Raw genomic sequence first — 23,563 nt, forward strand, 5'->3', positions numbered from 1 at the left:
AAGGTCGAGGGGTGGAACGGCTTGCCGTCCTTGTCACGCCAGGTCTCTTTGGCGGTGTATTTGCGGTCATGGAAGACCGCCTTCACCGACCAGTTATCGGCCTCGCGCGGGAGGTAATTGCCGCGCTCGATCATCAGCACTTTCGCGCCGGTGGCGGCGAGCCGGTTCGCCATCGCGCCGCCCCCCACACCCGCGCCGACGATCACCACATCATAGTGTTTCGCGACCGTGTTCATATCCGTTCTCCTCCGAAAGCTGGACCGGCCCGCGTCCCGGGGCCGTCTGGCTGTCACATCACCGCGCCGACCTGCCACGGCACGAATTCATTATCGCCGTAGCCCAGCTCTTCACTGCGGGTGAGCTGGCCCGAGGCGGTGTCGATCAAAAGCTGAAACAGCCGCTTGCCGAGTGTCTCGATATCTTCCTCGCCGGTCACCACGGTGCCGCAATCCATGTCCATGTCTTCGGACATATGGCGGTACATCTGCGAATTGCTGGCAAGCTTGAGCGTCGGCGAAGGCTTGAACCCCGAGACCGAACCGCGCCCGGTGGTAAAGGCCACCAGATTGGCGCCGCCCGCGATTTGTCCGGTCACCGCAATCGGGTCGTAGCCGGGCGTGTCCATGAAAACGAGCCCGTGTTCGGTTACCTTTTCTGCGTATTCGTAAACCGCGTTCAGCGGTGAGACGCCGCCCTTCGCCACGGCGCCCAGCGATTTTTCCAGGATGGTCGTCAGCCCGCCCGCCTTGTTTCCATGGCTTGGGTTATTGTCCATCTCGGCATTGTTGCGCTGCGTGTAATCGCGCCACCATTCGATGCGTTCCAGTAGCTTTTCCGCCACTTCCGGCCGCGCCGCGCGCCGCGTCAGCAGATGTTCCGCGCCGTAGATCTCGGGCGTTTCCGACAGGATCACCGTGCCGCCGTGTTTCACCAGCAGATCGGCGGCAAAGCCGAGGCCCGGATTGGCGGAAATGCCGGAATAACCATCCGAGCCACCGCATTCCAGCGCCAGCATCAGGCCGGAGGCAGGCTGCGGGCTGCGTTTCGCGGCACCGGTCACCGGCATCATCTCTTCCACCGCGCGAATGCCGGCGGCGATGGTGGCGCGGGTGCCGCCCACCGCCTGGATCGTCATCGTGCGCAGCCGGTCGGATTCCGCCAGCCCCTCGCGCTCCAGCAGGGCCGGGATCTGGTTGGTCTCACAGCCCAGACCGATCATCAGCACGCCGCCGATATTCGGATGCGTCGCATAGCCCGCGATGGTGCGGGCGAGATAGGTATAGCCCTCGGCCTTTGTGTTGAAGGCGCAGCCGCCGCCATGGGTCAGGGCGATGACGCCATCGACGCCCGGCCAGCGCTCCATCACGCCCGGTGCCGAGAAATGCGCCGCAACCGCTTTCGACACCGTGGCCGAGCAGTTCACCGAGGAGATCACCGCGATATAATTGCGGGTTCCGATGCGGCCATCGGGGCGCAGATAGCCCATGAAGGTTGCGCGATCCGCCTCCGGCACCATCGCCGGATCAATGGCATCGACGCCGATGGCGTAATCGCGGGTGAATTCGCCCACGGCGAGGTTTTGCACATGGACATGCGCGCCGGGGCTGATGTCTTCGGTGGCGAAGCCGATGGTCTGGCCATATTTCGTCACCGCCTCGCCGCGCGCGATGGGGCTCAGCGCCATCTTGTGACCGCGCGGAATCTTCGCCAGCGGGCGGATCCCCTCGACCTCGGGCAGGTCTGCCGGGTCGATGGTCTCACGCGCCACCGCGACATTATCCGCCGCGTTCAGTCTGATCAGCGGCGACACAAAATTCCTGGCCTGAGGCATGCTCGGTCTTTCCTGGCTCAGTCTTCCCGGGGCTGAAACATGCTCGCCCGGTCCTGGTAGAGGCGGATCATCACGTCGAAAGAGGCTTCGAGATGGATCCGCATCGCCAGCTCGGCCTGATCGGCTTTGCCGGCGGCGATTGCGGCGAAAATGGCGGCATGCTGTTCGGTCACCATGGCCAGATGGCCGGGGACGGGGGCCGAAAGCTGGCGCATGCGGTCCAGATGGACCTTGGCCATGGTGATGAATTTCCAGATGCGGGGCATGCCGCTCATGCGGGCGATGCCGGCATGGAAGGCGTCATCCTCATCAAGGTAGCGATCCAGCTGGCCAGCGCTGACCAGCGCACGCATCCGCTCGATGGTGGCGCTCAGCCCGGCGCCGCTTTCCTCGGTATAGCGGGTGGCGGCGCGGCGGACGCTTTCGATTTCCAGCGCGCGCCGGATGGTGAACCCCTCTTCGGCGACCGGCAGCGAGATGCGGCTGACATAGGTGCCGGAGTGCGGGATCACATTGACCAGCCCCTCTTCTGCGAGGCGCAGAACGGCCTCACGCACCGGGGTCCGCGAGATCGCAAGTTCGGCGCAAATATCTTTTTCCACGAGAGCAGAACCGGGTTCGATCTCCAGGAGGATGATCGACCGACGCAGCAACTCATATACTTGTTCGGCCTTTTGCGGCGCACGATTCTGCATGCTCTCCTCCCACTCTCCTTACGAATACGCCTTATAAAAAAGAAAATGCAACAGCAATTCTTAGCTTCTTGACAGACTCATATATCGCTGTGCTATGCAACTCATATATTAGTTGGGTCGTTGTGGTGGTTCAGGAATCGCCCAGAGCGCTGCGGGGCAGCCGGGCCCGATGCGGGAGGAAGACATGCCAAAATCACGTCACCCTGTGCTGCGGAGCGCGGCACTGTGAGCACGATCAACTATCTGACCAGGATTGAATTCGCCGAGGGCGCGATTGCCCGGCTGCCGGAATTTCTGGCGGGGCTGGGTGTCAAACGCCCGCTGATCGCCACCGATGCGGGGCTGGTTGCGACAGGGCTTGTCGCGAAAGTGGCGGGTCAGCTGGAAAACGCGGTGGTCTTTGCCGAGACCCCGGCCAACCCGACCGAAGAAGCTGTGATCAAGGCGCATGCGCTTTATGTCGCGGAAGGCTGCGACGGGATCGTCGGGCTTGGCGGTGGGTCGTCGCTGGATCTGGCGAAGGCGGTGCGGCTTTTGACCGGCCATCCGGGGCCGCTTGAGCAATATACCGCTGTGGCGGGTGGCGTCGGCCGTATTCACGGCAATATCTGCCCGATGATTGCGGTGCCGACCACTTCGGGCACCGGGTCAGAGGTTGGGCGTGCGGCGGTGATCATTACCGCTGATGGTCGCAAGCTGGGCATCGTGTCTGGCTTCATGCTGCCCTCGATCGCGCTTTGCGATCCTGAACTGACCTGGGGGCTGCCGCCTCGTCTGACCGCCGCAACCGGCATGGATGCGATCTCGCATTGCCTTGAGACTTATATGGCGCCGGCCTTCAATCCGCCGGCCGAGGCGATTGCGCTGCATGGCCTGGATCACGGGCTGCGCGCGATCGAGCCGGCGATGCAGGACGGGCGCGATGCCGATGCGCGGCGCGACATGATGATCTGCGCGCTGGAAGGGGCGATGGCTTTCCAGAAGGGCCTTGGCGCCGTACATGCGCTGACCCATCCGTTGGGCGCGATCCGGGCGCTGAACCTGCATCACGGCACGCTGAATGCGGTGCTGATGCCCGCCGTGCTGCGCTTCAACCGCGCGGTGATCGGCACGAAATGGGATGTGCTGGCGGATCGGATGGGCGGCGCCCCCGATCAGGTCATCGAGGATCTGAACCGTCGCATCGGCATGCCCCCGGGCCTGACCGCCATGGGTGTGACTGACGCGATGATGGAGCAGGTAAGCCATGCCGCGCTGAAGGATCACTGCCACGGCACCAATCCGCGCATCGCGACGCAGGAAGACTATCTCGCTTTGCTGCGCGAAAGCGCCTGAGCGCGGAGCGAGACCACCCGGATGCCCGCAAGGGCGCCCGGGCAGACAGCCTTTGGTCCGGGAGGGAGCAAGGGCACGACCCACCAGGGTTTGCACCGGCCGTTATACCCAAAAGGGCAGGGCCGACAGAGGGAGGAAGACATGACTGACGACATCAGAACGCCGGAGCTGGTCCATAGCCACAGCGGTTTGCGCCTGACCCGGCGCGGGCTGCTTTCGGCCGGAGCTGCGGCCACCGTTGCCGCGACGCTGCTGCGCCCGGATTACTCGTTCGCGCAAAGCTCGGATATGAAATTCTGCGCGTCGCTGGGCTGGACGGTCTGGGAATCGGGCCGCAAGATCGTCGCGGGCTATCAGGATGCGGTTGACCGTCTTGGCGGCACGCTGACCATCGCAGATGCCAATTACGACGTGAAGAAACAGGCCGACCAGATCCTGGCCTTTGTTGAATCGAAACCGACCGCGATCTTCATCACCCCGGCGGATGCGGCTGCGATCTCGCCCGCGGTGCAGCAGGCGATTGCCTCTGGTGTGCCGATCTTCATCGGCGACAGCTATGTGCCGCATACCACCGCGACCTCGACGGCGATGTCGAACAATTTCGGCCTTGGCTCGCAGGGGGCCGAATATATCGCGGCAGCATTGAGTGGCAAAGGCAAGGTGGCGCTGGTGTCGCTGCCGTCGAATGAAAGCTGGGATCAGCGTACGCTGGGCGCGAAATCGGTCTTCGTCCGTTTCCCGGAAATCGAGATCGTCTCGGAGATCGCCTTCGCGCTTGGCGGCTCGACCACGCCGCGCCAGGTTGTCGACCAGATCCTGACCGCCAACCCCGAGCTTGATGCGATCTGGTGTGCCTGGGATGGCGCCGCCTCGGAAGGGATGCTCGCGATCCGCGCCGCCGGCCGCAACACCATCATCACCGGTATCGACGGTGGCCAGCAGTCGTTTGAATATATCAAGGCCGATTCGCCGTTCAAAATCACCATCGCGCAAAGCTTCTACGAGATGGCCTATATGAACGCCTTCTTCGCGCATGAAGTGGCCGCAGGCCGTGGCGCACCGCGTTTCATCATCACGCCGAGCTATGCGGTGACCAAGGACATGCTCGACAAGCTCGACACCATTCCGGACAATTATGATGTCCCGGGCGAAGCGGCCAAGCTTGGCTGGAACCGCGTGCTCTGAGGCTTCGCCTCTGACACGCACTCGCGGGCGGTGGCACTCCCCTGCCGCCCGCGTCTTCTGATCCGTCAGACAGGGAAACGGAACATGGCCGAAGGTACCGGAACTGGCACCCGAGCAGGCGCTGAGGCAGGGGAAATCCTGTCGATGAGCGGTATTGAAAAGCGCTTTGGTGATGTGAAAGCGCTGGAGAATGTGGGCTTTGACCTGCGCCATGGCGAAATCCATGCGCTTTTGGGCGTCAATGGCGCCGGCAAATCCACGCTGATCAAAATCCTTTCGGGCGTCTATGCTAAAGACGGCGGCGTGATCGAGATCGGAGGCGAGAGCTATGATCTCGGCAGCCCCCGCGCGGCGATCGAGGCGGGCGTCGCGGTGGTGCAGCAGCATCCAGAACTGGTCGGCGATCTGTCGGGCGCCGAGAATATCTTCCTTGGCAGTGAGGCGCCGCGCCCCGGTCTGTTCGCCCGCGTCAACCGCCGGGATATCGCGGCACGGGCCGCACAGCTTTTGTCACGCTTCCCCATCGAGATCGACCTGAGCCGCAAGGTCGCCGATATGCCCGCCGTCGAGCGCGAGATCGTTGCGATCCTGCACGCGCTCCGGCTGGAAAACACGCGGATCCTCATCCTGGACGAGCCGACCTCGACCCTGACCGAGCGCGAGAAGGCCTCGCTTTTCGCGATGATGGCGATGCTGAAAGCGCGGGGAATTGCGATCATCTACATCACCCACCGCCTGGAAGAGGTCTATGAGATTGCCGACCGTTTCACTGTCTTCCGGGGCGGCAGGAACGTCGCCTGCCACACCGTGGCCGAGGCGCGCGCGCGCGATATTTCGATCCCGAACCTGATGCTGGATTCAAAGACCGGCCTGACCTTCCCGCCCCGTTCTGACCGTGCCGATGGCGAGATCGTGCTGGAGACGCGCGGGCTTGGCGTGGAGGGATTGTTCCAGGACGTGTCTTTCCAGGCGCGCAAGGGCGAGATCCTCGGGATTTTCGGCCTGGTGGGATCGGGCGTTGACGAGCTGTCGAAAGCGCTGTTCGGCGCGATCCGGCCCGACCGCGGCCAGATCGTGCTGAAAGGGCGTGAGACCCGTTTCACCTCGCCTGCCCAGGCGCTGAAGGCGGGGGTCTTCCTCGTCCCCGGCGACCGGCGGACCGAGGGGCTGACGCTGGACGAGAATGTCGTCTTCAACACCGTGCTGGCCAATCTTTCCCGGGCATCTGCTGGCGGGCTGCTGCGTTTTGGCGCCAATCGCCGCGCGGCGACAGAGCTGGCGCAGAAGGTCGATCTTTACCCGCTGAAACCCGACCGCAATCTGCGCGGCTTTTCGGGGGGCAATCAGCAGAAGGTGGTCATCGCAAGGGGCCTCTACCGCGAGGCGGATGTCTATATCTTTGTAGAGCCTACCGTCGGCGTCGATATCGGCGCACGGTCGCGGATCTACGCGCTGATGCGCGAGATTTCCAAAGACAAGGCGGTCATCGTGATCTCGTCCGATTGTGACGAGGTGCATGGTGTCGCCGACCGCACGCTGGCACTGTATCGCGGCCGCCCGATTGGCGCGCCGATGCGGGGCGAGGATCGTGACAGGCTGCTTCATGCCGGCATCATGGGCAGCGAGACCGGGGGGAAAGCAGCATGATCCGGAACCAGCTGATCTGGCGGCTTGGGGCATTCGCGGCACTTGTCGCGCTGATCACCGTGCTTTTTGCCATGCAAAACAGCGCCTATGTGTCCGAGGGCAATATCCGCGCGCTGATGCGGCATATGTCGGTGCAGGGGCTGGCGGCGCTTGGCCTGACCTTCGTGATCGTGGTGCGCCATTTCGATCTTTCCTTCCCGGGCGTTGCCTCTCTGGGCGCGATGACTTTGGGCTGGCTGATCGCGATCGGGATGCCGCTTTGGGTCGCGGTGACCGGCGGGCTTGCCATGGGTTTCGCCTTTGGCCTTGTGAACGGCATTGCCGTGGCGCGTCTCGGTCTGCCTGATATCGTCACCACGATTGCAACCGGCGGGCTGGCCATCGGGTTCTCGTATTTCTATTCGAACGGCACGTCGATCTCGCAGAATTTCTTCATGTCGGGGCTGCTTGATCTGAATGACAGCAAGATCATCGGGCTGGATATGCCCTTCGCGATCCTGATCGGCACCGCATTGATCGCCTGCCTGCTCTTGCATGCCTCGCGCTTTGGGGCGGGGTTCTATGCGACCGGGCAGAACCGCCTTTCGGCCCGTTTTGCCGGAGTGCCGACGACCACGCTGATTATCCTTGCTTTCGCGCTCTGCGCCACGCTGGCCAGTCTGTCGATCACGCTGCTGGTGGCCTCGTCCGGTGCCGCCAATGTCACCGCCGGCAACCAGCTTCTGATGCCCGCCTTTGCCGCCGTCTATCTGGGGGCCGCTTTGTTTGGCCGCCCCTCGGTCGGTGCGACGCTGTCGGGCACGCTTCTGATGTCGATGATGCTGAATGGGTTCACCCTGCTGGCGATCCCCTATTACTATTCGGACGCCATCGTCTCGACCGTGCTGATCACCGCAATCGCGATCTTTGACCCGCGGATCTCGGCCGCGCTGCGCCGCCTGTGGCCCTCGCAGAGGCAAGCGGCATGAGCGATGTGACCACCCTACACCCGGCGCGACGCTCTGCCCCGGCGAGACAGGCCCCCAATGGCGGAGAGCTGCTGATGCGCTATGGTTTCTTTATTCTGGTGATCCTGGTCTTTGCCGGCTTTACCTTCCTGCGGCCCACCTTCATCGCGCCGGGGAATATCCATGGCATGCTGCTGTCGTCGTCCATCGCGGCGCTGATGTTTCTGGGCCTGACCTGGATCATCGCCACCGGCGAGATTGACGTCAGCTTCATGTCGGTGGCGGCGCTGTCTAATATGTTCACCGCCTGGCTGGTGCAGGCCGGCTATGGCTGGGAGGCGGCAAGCCTTGGCGGCCTTGGCACCGGTGTCCTGTTCGGCCTGTTGAATGCGGCGCTGGTGGCGGGGCTGCGGCTGCCGGCGCTGGTGATCACCATCGCGACCGGCGCGCTGGCCGCCTCGCTGGCGGCGGCGCTTGGCAAGGGTACCTCGATCTCGCTGGCCTCGACCGGCTTTGTCGGCGATCTGCTGGCGGCCAGGATCGGCGTGCTGCCATTGATCGCGGTGTTTGTGGGTCTCCTTTACGCGCTGTGCTGGTTCGTCCAGGAGAAACTGACCTTCGGCCATTACATCTATGCGATGGAGCAAAACCGCGCCGCCGTGGTCGAGGCCGGGGTGCCGGTGAACCGCATGCTCTTTATGCTTTATGTGCTGTCGGGCGTGGTCTCGGCACTGGCAGGGGTGCTGCTGGCGGGGAACCTCTCCTCGGGTCAGCCCTATCTGGGGACGTCTTACTTCCTTGACGGGCTGACGGCGGTGCTGCTGGGGGGGATGGCGCTGAAACTCGGCAAGCCCAATGTGATCGGCACGCTGACCGCCGTGATCTTCCTGATCGGGTTGCTGAACGGCGCGGCGCTGCTTGGCTGGACCGACAGCGAGCGTCAGATCGTGCGCGGCTCGCTTTTGCTGGTCGGCGTCGGCCTGGTGGTCGTTGCCCGCACCCGTCGCCGCAGCGCAGCCCATACCTGAGGAACAGCCATGACCATTACCGCCGCAACCCGCCGCAAAGTCGGCAATACCGGGCTGGAGCTGACCGCGCTTGGCATCGGATCGGCGCCGCTTGGCGGGCTTTATGCCGATGTGCCAACCGCCCAGGCCGTTGAAATGCTGGAGAAATCCTGGGAACTGGGCATCCGCTATTTCGACACGGCGCCGATGTACGGTCTCACCAGATCCGAGCATCTGACCGGCCAGGTCCTGCGCGAGCATGACGGCAGCCACGCGATTTCGACCAAGGTTGGCCGGCTGATGACGACCGAACGGGCCGGTCGCAAACTGCCGCCCGAGCCACCGAAGAACCCGCTCGACCCCGGCTGGTGGAATGGTCTGCCGTTTCGCGAGGTGTTCGATTACAGCTATGACGGTGTGATGCGCAGCTATGATGACAGCCAGCAGCGTCTCGGCATGGACCGGATCGACCTGCTTTATGTCCATGATATCGGCCGCGTCACCCATGCGGATCTGCATGACCACCATTGGGGGCAGCTGACGAAAGGTGGCGGTTTCCGCGCGTTGCAGGAGCTGAAGGCTGCCGGCAATATCAAGGGCTTCGGTCTTGGCGTGAACCAATGGGAAGTGATCCGCGACGCGCTGGAGGAGACCGATCTCGATTGCTGCATGCTGGCAGGGCGCTATTCGCTGCTCGATCGTGATGCGGGCGAGACCTTCCTGCCGCTCGCGCAAAAGCGCGGTGTCTCGCTGGTGCTGGCCGGGGTCTATAATTCCGGCATCCTCGCCGCGCCGAAGGGCGGGCGCAAAAAGTTCAACTATGCCGATGCCGACCCCGCCATCGTGGCGCGTGTCGAGGCTCTGCGCACCGTCTGCGAGGGCTATGACGTGCCGCTTGCCGCCGCCGCGATCCGCTTCCCGATGCGCCATCCCGCCACCACCTGCGTGGTGATCGGCGCCAAAACCGCCGCGCAACTGGCGCAGAATGTCGAATGGTTCAACACCGATCTGCCCGAGACGATATGGGCCGATCTCGACCGCGCTCTCGAAAACGCCTGACTGGAGACTGATATGCTGAAAACCATCAACCCGCTGCTGACGGGCGAATTGCTCGCGATCCTCTCGGATATGGGGCATGGCGATGAGCTGGTGATCACCGACGCCAATTTCCCCGCAGCCGCTGTGGCGCAGCGCCTGGTCCGCCTGCCGCAGATTTCGGCGACCGACACGCTTGAGGCGGTGCTCTCGCTTCTGCCGCTGGATGATTTCGTCGACCAGCCGACGGCGGCGATGGATGCCCCCGGCGAGCGCCCCGCGATCTATGCCGATTTCGAGGGTCTCTCGAAAGCTGCCGAGGGTCGCGATATCGGGCTGGAGCTGATCGACCGGTTTGCCTTTTATGACCGCACCAAAGCAGCCTATGCGGTGATCGCGACCGGCGAGCGCCGGCTTTACGCCAATATCATCCTGAAAAAGGGCGTGCTGCGCAGCTGAGGAGGGGGACGGATGCTCGACGCACATCAGCATTTCTGGAAGGTCTCGCGCGGGGATTACGGCTGGATGAGCCCGGATCTCACCGCGCTTTACCGCGATTTCGGCCCCGGGGATCTGGAGCCGCTGATGCGCGCGGCCGGGATCACGCAAACCGTGCTGGTTCAGGCTGCCGAGACCCTGGCCGAGACGGATTTCCTGCTGGATATTGCCGCGAAGACGGATTTCGTCGCCGGGGTGGTTGGCTGGATCGACATGCTCGGTGCGGATTTTGCGGCGAGGCTGGACCATTACACGGCACAGCCGAAATGGGTCGGCCTGCGTCCGATGCTGCAGGAACATGAGCCTTCGCTGATCGCCGATCCGCGTTTCCGCGCAAGCCTTGCCGAGGTGGCGCGGCGCGGCACGCCTTTCGACATCCTGACCTTCCCGCGCCATCTGCCGGGCATGGTGGACGCGCTGCGGGCCACGCCCGGGATCCATGCGATCCTCGACCATATCTCGAAACCCGACATGACCGGGCCGGTCGATGAGGCCTGGGCCAAAGGCATCCGCGCCCTGGCGGCGGTGCCGGGCCTGCATTGCAAGATTTCCGGCCTCGTGACCGAGGCCGGCGCCGATTGGACACCGGATCGCATCCGCCCCTTCGTCACCCTCGTGGCCGAGGCATTTGGCCCCGGGCGCCTGGTTTTCGGTTCCGACTGGCCGGTCTGCACCCTGGCGGCAAGCCATGGCCAGGTCGTTGATCTCGCCCGCGACCTCCTCGGCAGCCTTTACGGTCCCGAAGCGATGCAGGGTATCATGCAGGATAACGGCCTGCGCTTTTACCGCCTCAAGAAAGACTGAACATGATATTCACCCCGCATGGCAAACATCTGATCGCAGGCGCCTGGGTTTCGGGCGCGGGCAGGTTCCGCTCGGAGCCTGCGCAGGGCGCGGGGTTTGAGTTTTCGACCGGCACGGTTGCGCAGGTTGACCTTGCGGCGCAGGCAGCCGAGGAGGCCTTCTGGTCCTTCGGCTGGTCGACCCGCGACGAGCGCGCCGTCTTTCTTGAGACCATCGCCGATGAGATCGAGGCCCGCGCAGAGGCGATCACCGAAATCGGGTCCTCGGAAACCGGCCTGCCCGCCGCGCGCCTCCAGGGCGAGCGCGGCCGCACCACCGGCCAGCTGCGCCTTTTCGCGAGCCATATCCGCAAGGGCGATTATCTCGACCGCCGCCATGACGCGGCGCTGCCCGAGCGCCAGCCGCTGCCGCGCCCCGATCTGAAACTGGTCGAGCGGCCGATCGGCCCGGTTGCGGTGTTCGGGGCCTCGAACTTCCCGCTGGCCTTCTCGACCGCCGGCGGCGACACCGCTGCCGCGCTGGCTGCGGGCTGCCCGGTCGTCGTCAAGGGCCACTCTGCCCATCCCGGCACCGGCGAGATCATCGCCGAGGCGGTCCATGCAGCAATCACCAGATGTGGTATCCATCCGGGCGTCTTCAGCCTGATCCAGGGCGGCAATCGCGAGGTCGGCGCCGCCCTTGTGCAGCATCCGCTGATCAAGGCGGTCGGCTTCACCGGCTCGCTGGCCGGCGGCCGCGCGCTTTTTGACCTCTGCGCGGCGCGCCCCGAACCGATCCCCTTCTTCGGCGAGCTGGGCTCGGTCAACCCGATGTTCATCCTGCCCGAGGCCGCCCGCGCCCGCGCCGAGGCGCTTGGCACCGGCTGGGCCGCCTCGCTGACCATGGGCGCCGGCCAGTTCTGCACCAATCCGGGCATCGCCGTGGTGGTGGACGGGGCTGATGCCGACCGGCTGGTTGGCGCGATGAAAGAGGCGCTGGCGAAAACCGGGCCGCAGACCATGCTGACCGATGGCATCGCAAAGGCCTACCGCGACGGCCAGGCCCGTTTTCAGGTGCGCAACAGCGTGAAACCGCTTTACGAGACAGAGTCCGGCGGCCGCCAGGCCTCGCCCAACCTTTACGAGACCACGGGCGATCAGTTCCTCGCCGATCACACGCTGTCGGAAGAGGTGTTCGGCCCGCTGGCGCTGGTGGTGCGGGTGGAGTCGCTGGCCGCGATGCAGCGCCTCGCGCGCGGCTTCGAGGGCCAGCTGACCGCGACGATCCATATGGACGAAGGCGATACCGAAGCGGCGAAAGCCCTCTTGCCGGTGCTGGAGCGCAAGGCCGGCCGGGTGCTGGTCAACGGCTTCCCGACCGGCGTGGAAGTCGCCGATGCCATGGTCCATGGCGGCCCTTACCCCGCCAGTACCAATTTCGGCGCAACATCGGTCGGAACCCTCTCCATCCGCCGCTTCCTGCGACCCGTTTCCTACCAGAACCTCCCCGATGCCCTCATACCAGCCGATTTCAAAGCCTGAGGGAAGGAGAAACAAGAAAAGGCGCCTCCGGTCGGGGGCGCCTTTTCCTTTGCGGGAGTGTGGCAAAGGTTCAGAACATCTGGGTCTTGCGGACCTGGCTCAGGTAGCGCTTCATCCGCAGCAGGCGCTGGCTTTCCACCCGGTCATGCCGTCGCGCCACCAGGGTCGAGAGGATATCCACCGCCACCAGCGCCGCGATGCGCGAGGTGGTCGGCGTGAAGAGATCGGTGTTCTCCAGCGTCTCGACATTGATCAGCACATCGGAATAATTCGCCAGCGCCGTATTCGAGGCGCCGGTGATCGAGATGACTTTCGCCCCCTGTTCGCGGGCAAGCCGGGCCAGCTCGATGATCGAAAGCGTCTCGCCGGTATTCGAGATGGTGACCGCCACATCGCCGGGCCGCATCATCGAGGCCGCCATCAGCTGCTGATGGCTGTCCATCGTGGCATGGCACGGGACGCCCAGCAGCGGGAATTTCTGTTGCAGATCCTGCGCCACAATCGCCGAGGCACCAAAGCCGAAAATCTCAAGGCTGCGGGCGGTCAGGATCAGGTTCACCGCCTCGTTCATCTGGGCCATGTCCAGCTTGTGGCGTGCCCAGTCCAGTGAGGTCATGGTGAAATCGAAGATCTTGGCCGCCACCTCTTCGGGGCTGTCGTCAACCGCGATGGCCGATTGTGTGGCGGGGGTGCCCAGCACCAGGCTCTGGGCGAGGCGGATCTTGAAATCCTGGAACCCCTCGCAGCCCATTGCAGTGCAGAAACGGATTACCGTCGGCTGGCTGACACCGGCGATCTCGGCGGTCTCGGCCACGGTCGCATTCATAATACGCTGCGGATTTTCCAGCACAATATCGGCAACCTTGCGGTCGGATTTGCGAAGGTCCGGCCGCATCATGCGCACCGCTTCGAGAATATTCCGGGGCGCAAGCGTATCGGCCTGGGTGTTCATGTTCTGGGCTCGGCTGGTTCTTGCAGCAACACATAAGACAAATCGCTTCGCGCTGCGAGGGCCAGCGGTGTTTTACTGACGAAAGTGGCTGTTTCGACCTCATTCCGGGGGGTGGTGTTGAAGCTGAAAAGGTCGAAGTGATGCGCGATCATCGCGGGGATGCCGGTATCGCGGCAGAGTTCAAGCGCTTCGGCAATGGTCAGATTGCCCGGCACCCCGTTTGCGGCCCTGAGCGCGTCGCGGCCATTGACCGGCAGCAGCGCCAGATCGGCACCAAGCGCGTGGACCTCGTCCGCCTGGCCCGCAAAGGGGATGGTGTCGCCGGAATGGAAGAGGGTCGTCCCGGCCAGGCTCAGCGCAAAGCCGAGAAAGCGGTGATTGCCATTGGTATCGCGCTCCAGGCTCTCATGCGCGGCACGGGTGGCGGTGATCGGGATACCTGCCAGCGTCAGGGTTTCGCCCGCCTCGATCAGGGTCAGCCGGTCGGGCGGAATGGCGGCGCGGGTCAGCGCCGTCTCGCGCGCGGCGCGCGGCGCGATCAGCTGCGCCTCTGGGTTGGCTTCCAGCAAAGCGGGCAGGGTGCCGGGATCCATATGGTCGGTATGGGCATGGGTCGACAGCACCAGATCGACATGGGCAATCTCATGCGGCGCAATCGGGGCCGGCATCATCCGCAGATGCGGAAAGGCGGTGCCGCGGTATTTTTCCGCAAGCGAATCCGAGAGATAGGGGTCGATCACCAGCCGCTTGCCTGCGCCCTCGATGATGAACCCCGCCTGGCCCAGCCAGTATAGCCGTATATCGGCGCCGGGCGGTTCGGCCATCAGCCGGGGCAGGGGGGCGGCAAGCGCTTCCTCAACGAGACGCATTGCCGTCTCCGGGCAGATGGGTCAGCAGGTTCTCGACCGCGATCCTGGTGGCGCGACGCACACTGGCATCGGTCAGCCCGCCGATATGGCTGGTGGCGATGACCCTCGGATGTGCGGCCAGGCCGCCCGGCGCCGGCGGCTCGGTGGCAAAGACATCGGTGCCATAGGCGGCGACGCGCCCGTCTTCCAGCGCGGCAAGCAGCGCGGTTTCGTCGATCAGGCCCGCGCGGGCGGTGTTGATCAGGATCAGGCCGGGTCGGATCTGCGCCAGCGCTGCCGCACCGATCACCGGGCTGCCATCCTCGGGCATCGGGCAATGCAGCGACAGGATGCCGGCTTGCGCCAGGATCTCTGCCGGATCGGCATAATCCACCTTGCCGGCCAGTGCGCCGAGGTCCGGGCGGAACGGATCGGCGGCGATCACTTTGGCACCGAGTTCCGCCATAACCCCCGCCACTTTGCGCCCGATGGCACCGAGGCCGATGATGCCGACGGTCTCGCCCTCGATCTCGCGGCCCCTGAGGCGCGGCCAGCCGCCCAGGCGCACGCCATGGCTTACATCGGTCAGGTTGCGGCAGGCGGCCAGCGCAAGGCCGATGGCAAGTTCGGCCACCCCGGTCGCATTGGCGGCCATGGCGCGCTCGATGCGGATGCCGCGCGCGCCGGTGGCGGTCAGCGGCAGATTGTCGGTGCCGGTGCCGTTCCTGCTGATCACCCTCAGCCGGGCGGCGGCGGCGATCACCGCCTCGGAGACCGGCTCGACCCCGGCCAGCCAGCCCTCGACCGAGGGGATGAGCCGCAACAGCTCGGCCTCGTCAGGGGTCTGGCCGGGGGTGGAAAAGACCAGCTCATGCCCGGCGGCGCGGAGCGGTTCCAGCTCGGATGGCGGGTCCGAGGTCAGCGAGCGGGGCGTGATGAGGATGCGTGCCATCGCCTCAGCCCTTCGCCGCCCGATGGGCGATTTCGGTCAGCCGGTCGATGGTTGCGGCGTCAGAGCCGATGGTGATGTGGAAGACCTCGGCGATCACCTGGGTCCAGCCATGGATGAAATAGGTCCAGCCATCGACGATGGTGAGGCCGCGCGCCGTGGCCTGCGCCCGGGCCTGGTCGAGAAACACCAGATCACCGCGATAGTTCAGATCCCAGACCACGGCGCTTTCCGGGAAAACCGCCGCATCACTCAGCGGCGAGCCGGGCGCGTCCTTGCCAAGCCCCGTCGCGTTGATCACCAGCGAGCCAGGCTTCAGCCCTGGCAGCACCGCGTCATTGTCGGTGGGCAGCGGCGCCAGAACATATTCCAGCGTCACATCGGTCGGGATCCGGGCGTGGATCTCGCGGATCTCGTCCAGCCGATGTGCCGAGCGGTTCGAGACCACGACCCGCGACGGCACATCCGCGCCGCGCGCCTGACGCATCAGATGCCAGGTCAGCGCGATGGTCGAGCCGCCGGCACCAATGGAGAAGACCTCAGACCCGGTGCGGGCGAAGTAATCCGGGCCAAGGAAGCCGTCGATGGAGAGCCCCGACGAGATCGGATCCTTGGCATGGCAGACCAGCTTGCCATCCGCTTTCGAGATGCAGGAGGTTTCCTTCATCAACATCGCAAACGGGTCGATCACGTCGAACATATCGCGGCAGGCATTGAAGAGGTCGATCTTATGGGTGGTGACCAGCGCGCCCAGCGACATCGGGTCGTCACGGATGAAGGCAACCGCCTCGCGGTAGCTTTCCGGATCGGCATGGAGCGGGAAATCCATCCCGAGGATCTGTACATCGCCGAGGCCCAGATCTTCCGCCCAGGCGGGAAAGACCTTCATAATCGAGCTTTTCGCGGTGGTGACGCCGATGAAATAGAGGGTCGGCTTTCTGGCGGGCTGGTAGCGGCTCATGCGCGAATCTCCTGAACGCGGGCACGGGCGGCGCGGGCGCGGGCGGTGATGCCTTTCCAGTCGCCCGCCTCCATATCGGCGGGGCGGGCGATCCAGGTGCCGCCCACGGCTGCGATCTGCGGCAAGGCCAGCCAGTCGGCGATGGTGGCTTCGCTCACGCCGCCGGTAGGGATGAATTTCAGCCCGAGATGCGCGAACGGCGCCGAGATGTTTTGCAGCATCGACACCCCGCCAGCGGCGACCGCCGGGAAGAATTTCATCAGCCGGCAGCCGCGCGCGGCGGCGAGGCTGATATCCGAAGGCGTCATAATTCCCGGTGCGAAGGGCAGTCCGATCTCAGCCGCCGTGCCGATGATCCCGGGATCAAAGCCCGGGGCCAGGCCGAAGGTCGCGCCCGCCTTATGCGCGGCAAGCGCCTGGTCGCGGCTGAGAATGGTGCCGGCGCCGGTCAGCAGCTCCGGGCGTTTGTCACTGAGGATCGCGATGACCTCGGCGGCGGCCTCGGTGCGGAAGGTGATCTCGGCGACCCCGAGCCCCCCCTCCAGCAACGCATCGGCGAGCGGCACCGCATGGGCGGGCTGTTCGATGGCGATGACCGGCACCACCCCAAATCCCGCGACCTGCTCGAACACCGCGCTCATACTGCTGCTCCGGCGTTTTTCAGGATCGCCGTGACCTCTTCGGTGCTGCGGTTTGTCCAGGCGGGATTGTCCTCTGCGACCCAGCCACCCCTGCCGTCTTCCATGATGCGCACCCGCATGCCGCCCGAGCGCTCGATGATTCCGTAATCCTGGCCGGAATCGGCGGGGTAAGAGAAGAACATCACCAGATCCCCGGTGCCGATATTGACCGAGCGATGGATCCAGAAGGGCGGCACATAGCAGATCTGCTGCGGCCCCATCTCGATCAGCCGCACCTCGCCATCGGGGCTTTCCATCTGCATGATGCCGCGCCCGGCCAGGGTGTAATACACCTCGGGCCGGTCGCCATTGGCGTGGATATGGCCGCGCGTCAGGTAATATTCGCGCCCGACACGGCCCGGCTCCATCCGGGTCACGCCCATGATCATATCCGAGGTTTTGGCGCCCGGTGTGTAGGAGGTGACCTCATAGGCGACCTCATCGGCCTGTCTCGCAAGAATCTGATCAAAGGCGGGTGCATCGGCATAGAGGCCGGTCAGATCCCGGTAGGTCTTGCGGTAATGCCCGTCGCCGTTTTTCAGCATCCCGGTTCCGACCGAGACATCGCACAGGCGCGGTTCGGCAAAGATCATGGCATCCTCCATCAATATTTGGTAGTAAGACTACCGTTTGATGTGAGAAATACGGTCATGTTCGGGCATGATCAACAAAATTATTGCTAACACTACATTTTATGATGAAATAATGTTGACTGACGAAAAAACGCGGCCTAACCTCAGGGATGAGCCAGATCCTGGGGGACCGCGCTATCGGCGCAGCACTGCGGACGGTTCGATCCATGGGAGGATGACATGAAAATGAAGACCCTGACTGGCGCCCTGCTGGGTGCCACGCTGATGACGTCTGCCGTTTCGGCCCAGGAGGCCTGTTCTGTCGGCGTCTCGATGTATACTTTGGGCGCGCCCTATTTCGCCGCGCAGGAAGTCGCCGCGCGCGCGGCGGCCGAGGCTCTGGGCTGCACCGTGCGCACCGCTGACGGCCAGAATGACATGGTCAAACAGATCGGCGATATCGAGGATATGGTTGCCGCCGGTGTCAATGTCCTGATCGTAAACCCGCGCGATCCGCTGGGTCTGGTGCCTGCCGTCGATGCCGCCACTGCGGCCGGTGTGCATGTCGTGGCGATGGACTCGATGCTCGACACCTCGGCCAATTTCATCACCAATGTCTCTGCCTCGAATGAGGCGAATGGCAAGCTGGTCGGCGAATGGCTGGCGAAAGAGACCGGTGGCAAGCCGCTGAAGATCGCGCTGCTCTCGGGCTCGCAGGGGAACCTCGTCGGGCAGGCCCGCCGCATGGGCGTGCTGACCGGGCTGGTGGATGCGCAGCTGAACAATTACGGCAAGGCCAATATCGAGATCGTCGGCCAGGGCTGGGGCAATTGGGCGACCGAGGGCGGTCTGACCGCGATGGAAGACCTGCTGACCGCGCATCCGCAGATTGATGTCGTGCTGGGCGAGAATGACTCGATGGTCATCGGCGCGCGCGAGGCGCTGAAGGCTGCGGGCCGTCTGGACGGGGTGCTGCTGGTTGCCGCAGCCGACGGCCAGAAAGAAGCCTATGAGATGATCAAAAACGGCGAATATGGTGCTACCGGGCTGAACAACCCCGCCGCGCTGGCGAAACTCGCCGTCGAGATCGGCTATAAGGCGCTGAACGGCGAAGAGCAGAACCTGACCAAGTTCACCTTCACCGATCCGGCGGTTGTCACCAAAGACAATGTCGACACCTATTTCGACCCGAATTCGCTGTTCTGAGGGGCGATTGCACTCTTTGTGACAAGGGCGGGCTGCCAGTCCGGGCGGCCCGTGCTTCTTCCCCATCGGCCAGCACGGGAGGTCGCCGATGACGGCGCTGATCCAGCTCCAGGACATCACCAAGTCCTTTGCGGGCATCCATGCCCTGACCAATGTTGATTTCGACCTGCAGGCCGGCGAGGTTCATGCGCTTTGCGGCGAGAATGGCGCGGGCAAATCGACGCTTATGCGGGTGCTGGGTGGCGAGATGCGCCCCGAGACCGGCCGCACGATGATGCTGGGCGAAGAGCTGCGTCTGCATGGCCCGACCGATGCGATCCGGCGCGGGATCTCGGTCATCCACCAGGAAATGGCGCTGGCCCCGGATCTGACCGTGGCCGAGAATATTTTCCTTGGCGCGCTGCCTGCCGGCATCAGCTGGCCGAAACTGCGCGAAAGGGCGCGGGCGCTGATCGCCCGGCTGGGTTTCGACATTGCGCCCGGCGACCAGGTTTCCGACCTTTCCGTCGCGCATCAGCAGGTGGTCGAGATCGCCAAGGCGCTGTCGCGTCAGGCGCGGGTGATCGTCTTTGACGAACCGACTGCGGTGCTTTCAACCGGCGACGCGCGCCGGCTGTTGCAGATCATCCGCGATCTGAAGGCCGAAGGGGTAGGGATTGTCTATATCTCGCACCGCCTTGATGAGATTTATGAAATTGCCGACCGGATCACGGTGATGAAGGATGGCCGCCGCGTCGATACCGTGACGCCGGCCTCGACCCCGGTTGATCAGCTGATCCGGATGATGGTCGGCCGCCCGCTGGCCCAGTTGTTTGGCGACAAGCCCGAGACCAGGATCGGCGACGAGGTTCTGCGTCTGAACGGTCTGACCCTGCCCAATGGTGTCCGCGATGTCAGTTTTGCCATCCGCAGTGGCGAGGTGGTCGGGCTTGGCGGTCTGGTCGGATCTGGGCGGACCGAGGTGGCGCGGGCGATTTTCGGCGCCGACCCGGTCTCCTCGGGCGAGATGGTGCTGAAAGGCGCCCCTTACCGCCCCCGCAATCCGCGCCAGGCGGTGCGGCGCGGCGTCGGCCTTGTCCCCGAGGACCGCAAGGGCCAGGGCATCGTGCTGGATATGGAGATCCGCAAAAACGCGACCATGGCCAATGCCGCCCCGGTTACCATCGCGGGCTTTTTCCGCCCCGGAGCCGAGCGCGGCCTTGTGCAGCGGCTGATCCAGTCGCTGAGGATCAAGCTCGGATCGATGAATGATCCTGTCTCCAGCCTGTCGGGGGGCAATCAGCAAAAAGTCGTGCTGGCCAAATGGTTCAATGTCGACCCCGGGCTGATCATCCTTGATGAGCCGACACGCGGCGTCGATGTGGGGGCCAAAACCGAGATCTATACGCTGATCCACCGGCTGGCGGCCGAGGGCAAGGCAGTGATCGTCATCTCGTCGGAACATGCGGAACTGTTCGGCCTGTGCGACCGTGTGCTGGTCATGGGTGAGGGCGAGCTGCGCGGCGAGCTGCTGCCGCCCGATTACGAGGAAGAGAAACTGCTGACGTTGTCGATGACCCGCCGTCAGCCCAGGGCAGCCGGGGGGCAGGCATGAGCGAGAACGCCACGACAATCACCGAAACAGCCGGAAAAGAAGCCGGGGGCCGCCGCAAATTCAGCTTTGGCAAGGCCTTCCGGCACTATGGCACTTTCGGCATCTTTATCCTGCTGATCCTGGTCGCCCAGGCGCAATCAGACGCCTTCCTGACCGAGCGCAATATTATGAACGTGCTGCGCCAGATGTCCGGGATCGGCGTCATGGCGATCGGGATGCTGTTCGTGATCCTGACCCGCGGCATCGACCTCTCGGTCGGCTCGATTGCGGCGCTTGGTTCGGTCGCGACGGCGATCCTCGTCAAGGATTACCCATTGCCGGTGGCGCTGGCGATGGTGGTGGGGCTTGGGGCGTTTTGCGGGCTGATCTCGGGGATTTTCATCGCCCTCTTCCGGCTGCCGGCCTTTGTTATCACGCTGGCGATGATGACCGGCGCGCGCGGCTTTGCGCTGATCCTCTCGAACGGGCAGCCGATCACGCTGGGCGCCCCCGGCAAGGCGCTGCAGACTTTCGGCACCTCGTTCACCCTGGGGGTGCCCAATCCGGCGCTTCTGATGATCGGGCTTTTCGCGCTGGCCTTCCTTGTGCTGAACTATTCGCGCTTTGGCCGTCTGGTGAAGGCCATCGGCTCGAATGAAGAGGCCGTCAGGCTTTCCGGGATCCCGGTGCCCTTCTATGTGCTGGCGGTCTATGTGATCTCGGGCGCGCTGGCGGCGGTGGCGGGGGTGCTGGTCACCTCGCGCTCGGGTGTTGGATCGGCCTCGGTCGGCGCCGGGAATGAGCTGGACGTGATCGCGGCGGTGGTGATCGGCGGTGCCAGCCTGATGGGCGGGCGCGGCGGCGTGATCAACACCTTTATCGGCGTGATGATCCTTGGTGTGATCGGCAATATTATGAACCTTGCCGGCGTGCCGGGCTATCACCAGCAGGTTTATCTGGGGGTGATCATCGTGGCCGCCGTGCTGATCCAGAACGGATCAAGCCTGTTCCGGCGCTGATGCGATGCGGTGCACGGTTGCGATAGATATCGGCACGGGGTCCACCCGTGCCGCCCTGATGGGGGATGCGGGCCAGATCCTGTTCGTCGCCGCGCGGGAATATCAGCAGATCACGCCCGCCTTCGGCTGGTCCGAGCAGCGTCCGGAAGACTGGTGGGCGGCCGCCTGCGCGACCTTGCGCGAGGTGACGGATTTTGCGCGCGGTGCCGGGTATCAGATCGGGGCCGTCTGTGCCTGTGGCCAGATGCATGGCACCGTGCTGGTCGATGCCGCTGGCAACCCGACCCGCGACGCGGTGCCTTTGTGGAACGACAAGCGCACCCTTGATTATGTCCGCGCTTTTGAAGCGCGTGAGGCTTTGCCCAACTGGCTGGCGCTGACCGCGAACCCGCCCACCCCCGCCTGGCCTGCCTTCAAGCTGCAATGGCTGCGCGACCATGCGCCCGAGGCCTGGGCGCGCACCACCACCGTGATGATGCCGAAGGATTTCATCAATCTGCGGCTGACGGGCGAGCGGGCGATGGACTGGACCGATGCGGCCTGTTCCTTTCTGATCGACGCGCAATCCGAGACCTGGTCGCCGCGCGTCTTTGAACGCCTTGGCCTTGATGTCGGCATGATGGCCCCGATCCGGCTGCCTTCCGAAATTCTTGGCCCGGTCACCCGCGCGGCGGCGGCGGCAACGGGGCTGACCGAGGGGATCCCGGTGCTGGTCGGCGGCGCCGATTACCCGGTGGCGCTGCTTGGCTCAGGCGTCTGTCAGCCGGGGCTGGCCTCGGAAGTCGCGGGGACGTCCTCGATCCTGACGCTGGTGACGAAACGCCCGGTGCTGGATCCGGAAATCAGCAATGTCGGCACGCCCGAGGGGAATTGGGGCGCCTTTGTCCTGCTGGAGGCGGGGGGCGACTCTGCCCGCTGGGCGCGGCGTGTTTTCCATGACAACCAGCTCGGCTATGGCGACATCCTGGCTATGGCCGAGGGCGTCACCGCCGGTGCGGAATCGCTCTTCTTCCTGCCCTTCCTTGTCGGCGAGCGTCTGGGCGCGCATCGGAATTCCCGCGCACAGTTCTTCGGGCTGAACGCCCGCCACGGGCTGCCGCATATGCACCGCGCCGTGCTGGAAGGCGTGGCCTTTGCCGTGAACCGCCATCTGGGCATCATGGAAACCGCCACCGGCACCAGCCCAGAGGCGCTGATCGCCTCGGGTGGGGGTGCGAAGGCGGATCTCTGGCTCAGGATCAAGGCCAGCATCTATGGCAGGCGCATCCTGATCCCGGCCGAGGCCGAATGCGGCCTTGTCGGCTGCGCGATCCTCTCGGCGGTGGCTCTGGGCCAGGACCGCGATATCGCCTCGGCCGCCGCCCGCATCGTGCGCCATGACCGTGAAATCCTGCCCGATCCGCGCTGGCAGGAAACCTATGCCCGCATGCAGCCGGTCTTTGACCGCCTCTATGCCAGCGCCCGCGATTTTTACGATGACCTCGACCGGCTCGATGCCGCAAGTGGCTGAGTTACAGGAGAAACCCATGACCTATATGAACCGTTTCCGGCTTGATGGCCGCCTGGCGCTGGTGACCGGCGGTGCGCGGGGGATTGGCCTTGCGACCTGTGAGGCACTGGCCGAGGCGGGGGCGAAGGTGATCCTGACTGACCGCGACGGCTCCGAGGCCGAAACCGCCGCGGCGCGTCTGCGCGAGGCAGGATTTGACGTTGTCGCCGACCGGCTGGAGGTCACCGACCCCGCAGCGGTCGAAGCGCTGGCCGCGAAATACACCGCCGTGGATGTGCTGGTGAACAATGCCGGCATCGCCCGCTCGAACGAGCCGGCCGAGACGATGTCGGATGATGTCTGGTCCAGCGTGATCGACATCAATCTGAACGGGCTGTTCTGGTGCTGCCGTTCCTTCGGGCGCCGGATGCTGGAGCGCAAGGCGGGCGCCATCGTCAATGTCGGCTCGATGTCGGGCTTCATCGTCAACCGCCCGCAGGAACAGGCGCAATACAACGCCTCCAAGGCGGCGGTGCATCAGCTGACGCGTTCGCTCGCCGCCGAATGGGCACCGCGCGGCGTGCGGGTCAATGCCGTCGCGCCCACCTATATCGCGACCGAGATGAACCATTACGTCTATGACGACCCCGAGCTGATGCGGCACTGGGTTGGCGGCACGCCGCAAAACCGCATGGGCCGCCCGGATGAGGTGGCGGCGGTGATCCTCTTCCTCGCCTCGGAAGCTGCGAGCCTGATGACAGGTTCGATCGTGCTGGCCGATGGCGGCTATACCTGCTGGTAAGGAGCAAG

The 23,563-nt window shown here is 64.5% G+C and carries 23 protein-coding genes; 14 read left to right on the forward strand and 9 right to left on the reverse strand.

Going from position 1 to position 23,563, the window contains the following annotated elements; translation table 11 throughout:
* The 3 genes from DRF71_RS28030 to DRF71_RS11695 all read right to left on the reverse strand — a co-directional run.
* Positions 1-236: FAD-dependent oxidoreductase (locus tag DRF71_RS28030; RefSeq protein ID WP_198672171.1), on the reverse strand; the 236-nt coding region annotated here is incomplete at its 3' end.
* Positions 237-289: 53 nt separating this feature from the next.
* On the reverse strand, positions 290-1,831 hold the full coding sequence (locus tag DRF71_RS11690) for a UxaA family hydrolase (RefSeq protein WP_112310700.1): 1,542 nt from the start codon (positions 1,829-1,831) through the stop codon (positions 290-292).
* A 17-nt stretch (positions 1,832-1,848) separates the two neighbouring features.
* Positions 1,849-2,526 (reverse strand): GntR family transcriptional regulator, encoded by a 678-nt coding sequence (locus DRF71_RS11695; protein WP_112310701.1) that lies wholly within the window; start codon positions 2,524-2,526, stop codon positions 1,849-1,851.
* A 225-nt stretch (positions 2,527-2,751) separates the two neighbouring features.
* Between DRF71_RS11695 and DRF71_RS11700 the strand changes: the two genes are divergently transcribed.
* From DRF71_RS11700 to DRF71_RS11740, 9 genes are all read left to right on the forward strand, one after another.
* Complete coding sequence (locus DRF71_RS11700) at positions 2,752-3,861, forward strand: iron-containing alcohol dehydrogenase (protein WP_112310702.1); 1,110 nt, start codon at positions 2,752-2,754, stop codon at positions 3,859-3,861.
* Positions 3,862-4,002: 141 nt separating this feature from the next.
* Positions 4,003-5,046: a sugar ABC transporter substrate-binding protein gene (locus DRF71_RS11705; RefSeq protein ID WP_112310703.1), complete on the forward strand. Its 1,044-nt coding sequence runs from the start codon at positions 4,003-4,005 to the stop codon at positions 5,044-5,046.
* 144 nt (positions 5,047-5,190) lie between these two features.
* Positions 5,191-6,693: a sugar ABC transporter ATP-binding protein gene (locus DRF71_RS11710; protein ID WP_232831471.1), complete on the forward strand. Its 1,503-nt coding sequence runs from the start codon at positions 5,191-5,193 to the stop codon at positions 6,691-6,693.
* Positions 6,690-7,661, forward strand: coding sequence for an ABC transporter permease (locus DRF71_RS11715; protein ID WP_112310705.1), 972 nt, complete (start codon positions 6,690-6,692; stop codon positions 7,659-7,661). The genes DRF71_RS11710 and DRF71_RS11715 overlap by 4 nt, the downstream gene beginning before the upstream one ends.
* A complete protein-coding gene (locus DRF71_RS11720) occupies positions 7,658-8,668 on the forward strand; it encodes an ABC transporter permease (protein WP_112311285.1) in 1,011 nt (336 codons plus the stop codon). Before DRF71_RS11715 ends, DRF71_RS11720 begins: the two co-directional genes overlap by 4 nt.
* A gap of 9 nt (positions 8,669-8,677) precedes the next feature.
* Positions 8,678-9,706 (forward strand): aldo/keto reductase, encoded by a 1,029-nt coding sequence (locus DRF71_RS11725; protein WP_112310706.1) that lies wholly within the window; start codon positions 8,678-8,680, stop codon positions 9,704-9,706.
* Positions 9,707-9,718: 12 nt separating this feature from the next.
* Positions 9,719-10,141 (forward strand): RbsD/FucU family protein, encoded by a 423-nt coding sequence (locus tag DRF71_RS11730; RefSeq protein WP_112310707.1) that lies wholly within the window; start codon positions 9,719-9,721, stop codon positions 10,139-10,141.
* A 12-nt stretch (positions 10,142-10,153) separates the two neighbouring features.
* The gene (locus tag DRF71_RS11735) at positions 10,154-10,984 is read left to right on the forward strand and encodes an amidohydrolase family protein (RefSeq protein WP_112310708.1); all 831 of its coding nucleotides are present in this window, start codon (positions 10,154-10,156) and stop codon (positions 10,982-10,984) included.
* Positions 10,985-10,986: 2 nt separating this feature from the next.
* Positions 10,987-12,504 carry an aldehyde dehydrogenase (NADP(+)) gene (locus DRF71_RS11740; RefSeq protein ID WP_112310709.1) on the forward strand — a complete coding sequence of 506 codons (1,518 nt, stop codon included), beginning with the start codon at positions 10,987-10,989 and terminating at the stop codon, positions 12,502-12,504.
* Between the two features lie 70 nt (positions 12,505-12,574).
* Here the strand turns inward: DRF71_RS11740 and DRF71_RS11745 are convergent, their stop codons facing one another.
* The 6 genes from DRF71_RS11745 to DRF71_RS11770 are packed head-to-tail and all read right to left on the reverse strand — an operon-like array spanning position 12,575 to position 17,487.
* On the reverse strand, positions 12,575-13,456 hold the full coding sequence (locus tag DRF71_RS11745; RefSeq protein ID WP_112310710.1) for a MurR/RpiR family transcriptional regulator: 882 nt from the start codon (positions 13,454-13,456) through the stop codon (positions 12,575-12,577).
* Positions 13,453-14,325, reverse strand: a complete 873-nt coding sequence (locus DRF71_RS11750; protein WP_198672173.1) for an MBL fold metallo-hydrolase — start codon at positions 14,323-14,325, stop codon at positions 13,453-13,455. The genes DRF71_RS11745 and DRF71_RS11750 overlap by 4 nt, the downstream gene beginning before the upstream one ends.
* Complete coding sequence (locus tag DRF71_RS11755; RefSeq protein WP_112310711.1) at positions 14,312-15,256, reverse strand: phosphoglycerate dehydrogenase; 945 nt, start codon at positions 15,254-15,256, stop codon at positions 14,312-14,314. Before DRF71_RS11755 ends, DRF71_RS11750 begins: the two co-directional genes overlap by 14 nt.
* 4 nt (positions 15,257-15,260) lie before the next feature.
* Positions 15,261-16,214 (reverse strand): shikimate dehydrogenase family protein, encoded by a 954-nt coding sequence (locus tag DRF71_RS11760; RefSeq protein WP_112310712.1) that lies wholly within the window; start codon positions 16,212-16,214, stop codon positions 15,261-15,263.
* On the reverse strand, positions 16,211-16,855 hold the full coding sequence (gene eda / locus DRF71_RS11765) for a bifunctional 4-hydroxy-2-oxoglutarate aldolase/2-dehydro-3-deoxy-phosphogluconate aldolase (protein WP_112310713.1): 645 nt from the start codon (positions 16,853-16,855) through the stop codon (positions 16,211-16,213). The genes DRF71_RS11760 and eda overlap by 4 nt, the downstream gene beginning before the upstream one ends.
* Positions 16,852-17,487 carry a glucose-6-phosphate isomerase gene (locus DRF71_RS11770; protein WP_232831472.1) on the reverse strand — a complete coding sequence of 212 codons (636 nt, stop codon included), beginning with the start codon at positions 17,485-17,487 and terminating at the stop codon, positions 16,852-16,854. Before DRF71_RS11770 ends, eda begins: the two co-directional genes overlap by 4 nt.
* Before the next feature lie 219 nt (positions 17,488-17,706).
* On the opposite strand from DRF71_RS11770, the gene DRF71_RS11775 reads away from it, so the two are divergent.
* The 5 genes from DRF71_RS11775 to DRF71_RS11795 all read left to right on the forward strand — a co-directional run bounded on the left by DRF71_RS11775 (position 17,707) and on the right by DRF71_RS11795 (position 23,555).
* Positions 17,707-18,672, forward strand: coding sequence for a substrate-binding domain-containing protein (locus DRF71_RS11775; RefSeq protein ID WP_112310714.1), 966 nt, complete (start codon positions 17,707-17,709; stop codon positions 18,670-18,672).
* Between the two features lie 88 nt (positions 18,673-18,760).
* Positions 18,761-20,266: a sugar ABC transporter ATP-binding protein gene (locus DRF71_RS11780; protein ID WP_112310715.1), complete on the forward strand. Its 1,506-nt coding sequence runs from the start codon at positions 18,761-18,763 to the stop codon at positions 20,264-20,266.
* Positions 20,263-21,264 (forward strand): ABC transporter permease, encoded by a 1,002-nt coding sequence (locus DRF71_RS11785; protein ID WP_112310716.1) that lies wholly within the window; start codon positions 20,263-20,265, stop codon positions 21,262-21,264. Before DRF71_RS11780 ends, DRF71_RS11785 begins: the two co-directional genes overlap by 4 nt.
* 4 nt (positions 21,265-21,268) lie before the next feature.
* Entirely contained in the window at positions 21,269-22,774 is a 1,506-nt protein-coding gene (locus DRF71_RS11790; protein WP_112310717.1) for a xylulokinase, read from the forward strand.
* Between the two features lie 16 nt (positions 22,775-22,790).
* The gene (locus tag DRF71_RS11795; protein WP_112311288.1) at positions 22,791-23,555 is read left to right on the forward strand and encodes an SDR family NAD(P)-dependent oxidoreductase; all 765 of its coding nucleotides are present in this window, start codon (positions 22,791-22,793) and stop codon (positions 23,553-23,555) included.
* The last annotated feature ends 8 nt before the right edge of the window (positions 23,556-23,563 follow it).

Source organism: Pseudogemmobacter bohemicus (assembly GCF_003290025.1).
Lineage (GTDB): Bacteria > Pseudomonadota > Alphaproteobacteria > Rhodobacterales > Rhodobacteraceae > Pseudogemmobacter > Pseudogemmobacter bohemicus.

Excerpts from the sequence above, each read along its gene's own strand:
- DRF71_RS11725 (WP_112310706.1), top strand. The coding sequence starts at position 8,678 with ATGACCATTACCGCCGCAACCCGCCGCAAAGTCGGCAATACCGGGCTG.
- DRF71_RS11785 (WP_112310716.1), top strand. The coding sequence starts at position 20,263 with ATGAGCGAGAACGCCACGACAATCACCGAAACAGCCGGAAAAGAAGCC.
- DRF71_RS11730 (WP_112310707.1), top strand. The coding sequence starts at position 9,719 with ATGCTGAAAACCATCAACCCGCTGCTGACGGGCGAATTGCTCGCGATC.
- DRF71_RS11755 (WP_112310711.1), bottom strand. The coding sequence starts at position 15,256 with ATGGCACGCATCCTCATCACGCCCCGCTCGCTGACCTCGGACCCGCCA.
- DRF71_RS11690 (WP_112310700.1), bottom strand. The coding sequence starts at position 1,831 with ATGCCTCAGGCCAGGAATTTTGTGTCGCCGCTGATCAGACTGAACGCG.
- DRF71_RS11740 (WP_112310709.1), top strand. The coding sequence starts at position 10,987 with ATGATATTCACCCCGCATGGCAAACATCTGATCGCAGGCGCCTGGGTT.
- DRF71_RS11695 (WP_112310701.1), bottom strand. The coding sequence starts at position 2,526 with ATGCAGAATCGTGCGCCGCAAAAGGCCGAACAAGTATATGAGTTGCTG.
- DRF71_RS11710 (WP_232831471.1), top strand. The coding sequence starts at position 5,191 with ATGAGCGGTATTGAAAAGCGCTTTGGTGATGTGAAAGCGCTGGAGAAT.
- DRF71_RS11705 (WP_112310703.1), top strand. The coding sequence starts at position 4,003 with ATGACTGACGACATCAGAACGCCGGAGCTGGTCCATAGCCACAGCGGT.
- eda (WP_112310713.1), bottom strand. The coding sequence starts at position 16,855 with ATGAGCGCGGTGTTCGAGCAGGTCGCGGGATTTGGGGTGGTGCCGGTC.
- DRF71_RS11775 (WP_112310714.1), top strand. The coding sequence starts at position 17,707 with ATGAAAATGAAGACCCTGACTGGCGCCCTGCTGGGTGCCACGCTGATG.
- DRF71_RS11720 (WP_112311285.1), top strand. The coding sequence starts at position 7,658 with ATGAGCGATGTGACCACCCTACACCCGGCGCGACGCTCTGCCCCGGCG.
- DRF71_RS11735 (WP_112310708.1), top strand. The coding sequence starts at position 10,154 with ATGCTCGACGCACATCAGCATTTCTGGAAGGTCTCGCGCGGGGATTAC.
- DRF71_RS11715 (WP_112310705.1), top strand. The coding sequence starts at position 6,690 with ATGATCCGGAACCAGCTGATCTGGCGGCTTGGGGCATTCGCGGCACTT.
- DRF71_RS11745 (WP_112310710.1), bottom strand. The coding sequence starts at position 13,456 with ATGAACACCCAGGCCGATACGCTTGCGCCCCGGAATATTCTCGAAGCG.
- DRF71_RS11795 (WP_112311288.1), top strand. The coding sequence starts at position 22,791 with ATGACCTATATGAACCGTTTCCGGCTTGATGGCCGCCTGGCGCTGGTG.
- DRF71_RS11780 (WP_112310715.1), top strand. The coding sequence starts at position 18,761 with ATGACGGCGCTGATCCAGCTCCAGGACATCACCAAGTCCTTTGCGGGC.
- DRF71_RS11790 (WP_112310717.1), top strand. The coding sequence starts at position 21,269 with ATGCGGTGCACGGTTGCGATAGATATCGGCACGGGGTCCACCCGTGCC.
- DRF71_RS11770 (WP_232831472.1), bottom strand. The coding sequence starts at position 17,487 with ATGATCTTTGCCGAACCGCGCCTGTGCGATGTCTCGGTCGGAACCGGG.
- DRF71_RS11760 (WP_112310712.1), bottom strand. The coding sequence starts at position 16,214 with ATGAGCCGCTACCAGCCCGCCAGAAAGCCGACCCTCTATTTCATCGGC.
- DRF71_RS11750 (WP_198672173.1), bottom strand. The coding sequence starts at position 14,325 with ATGCGTCTCGTTGAGGAAGCGCTTGCCGCCCCCCTGCCCCGGCTGATG.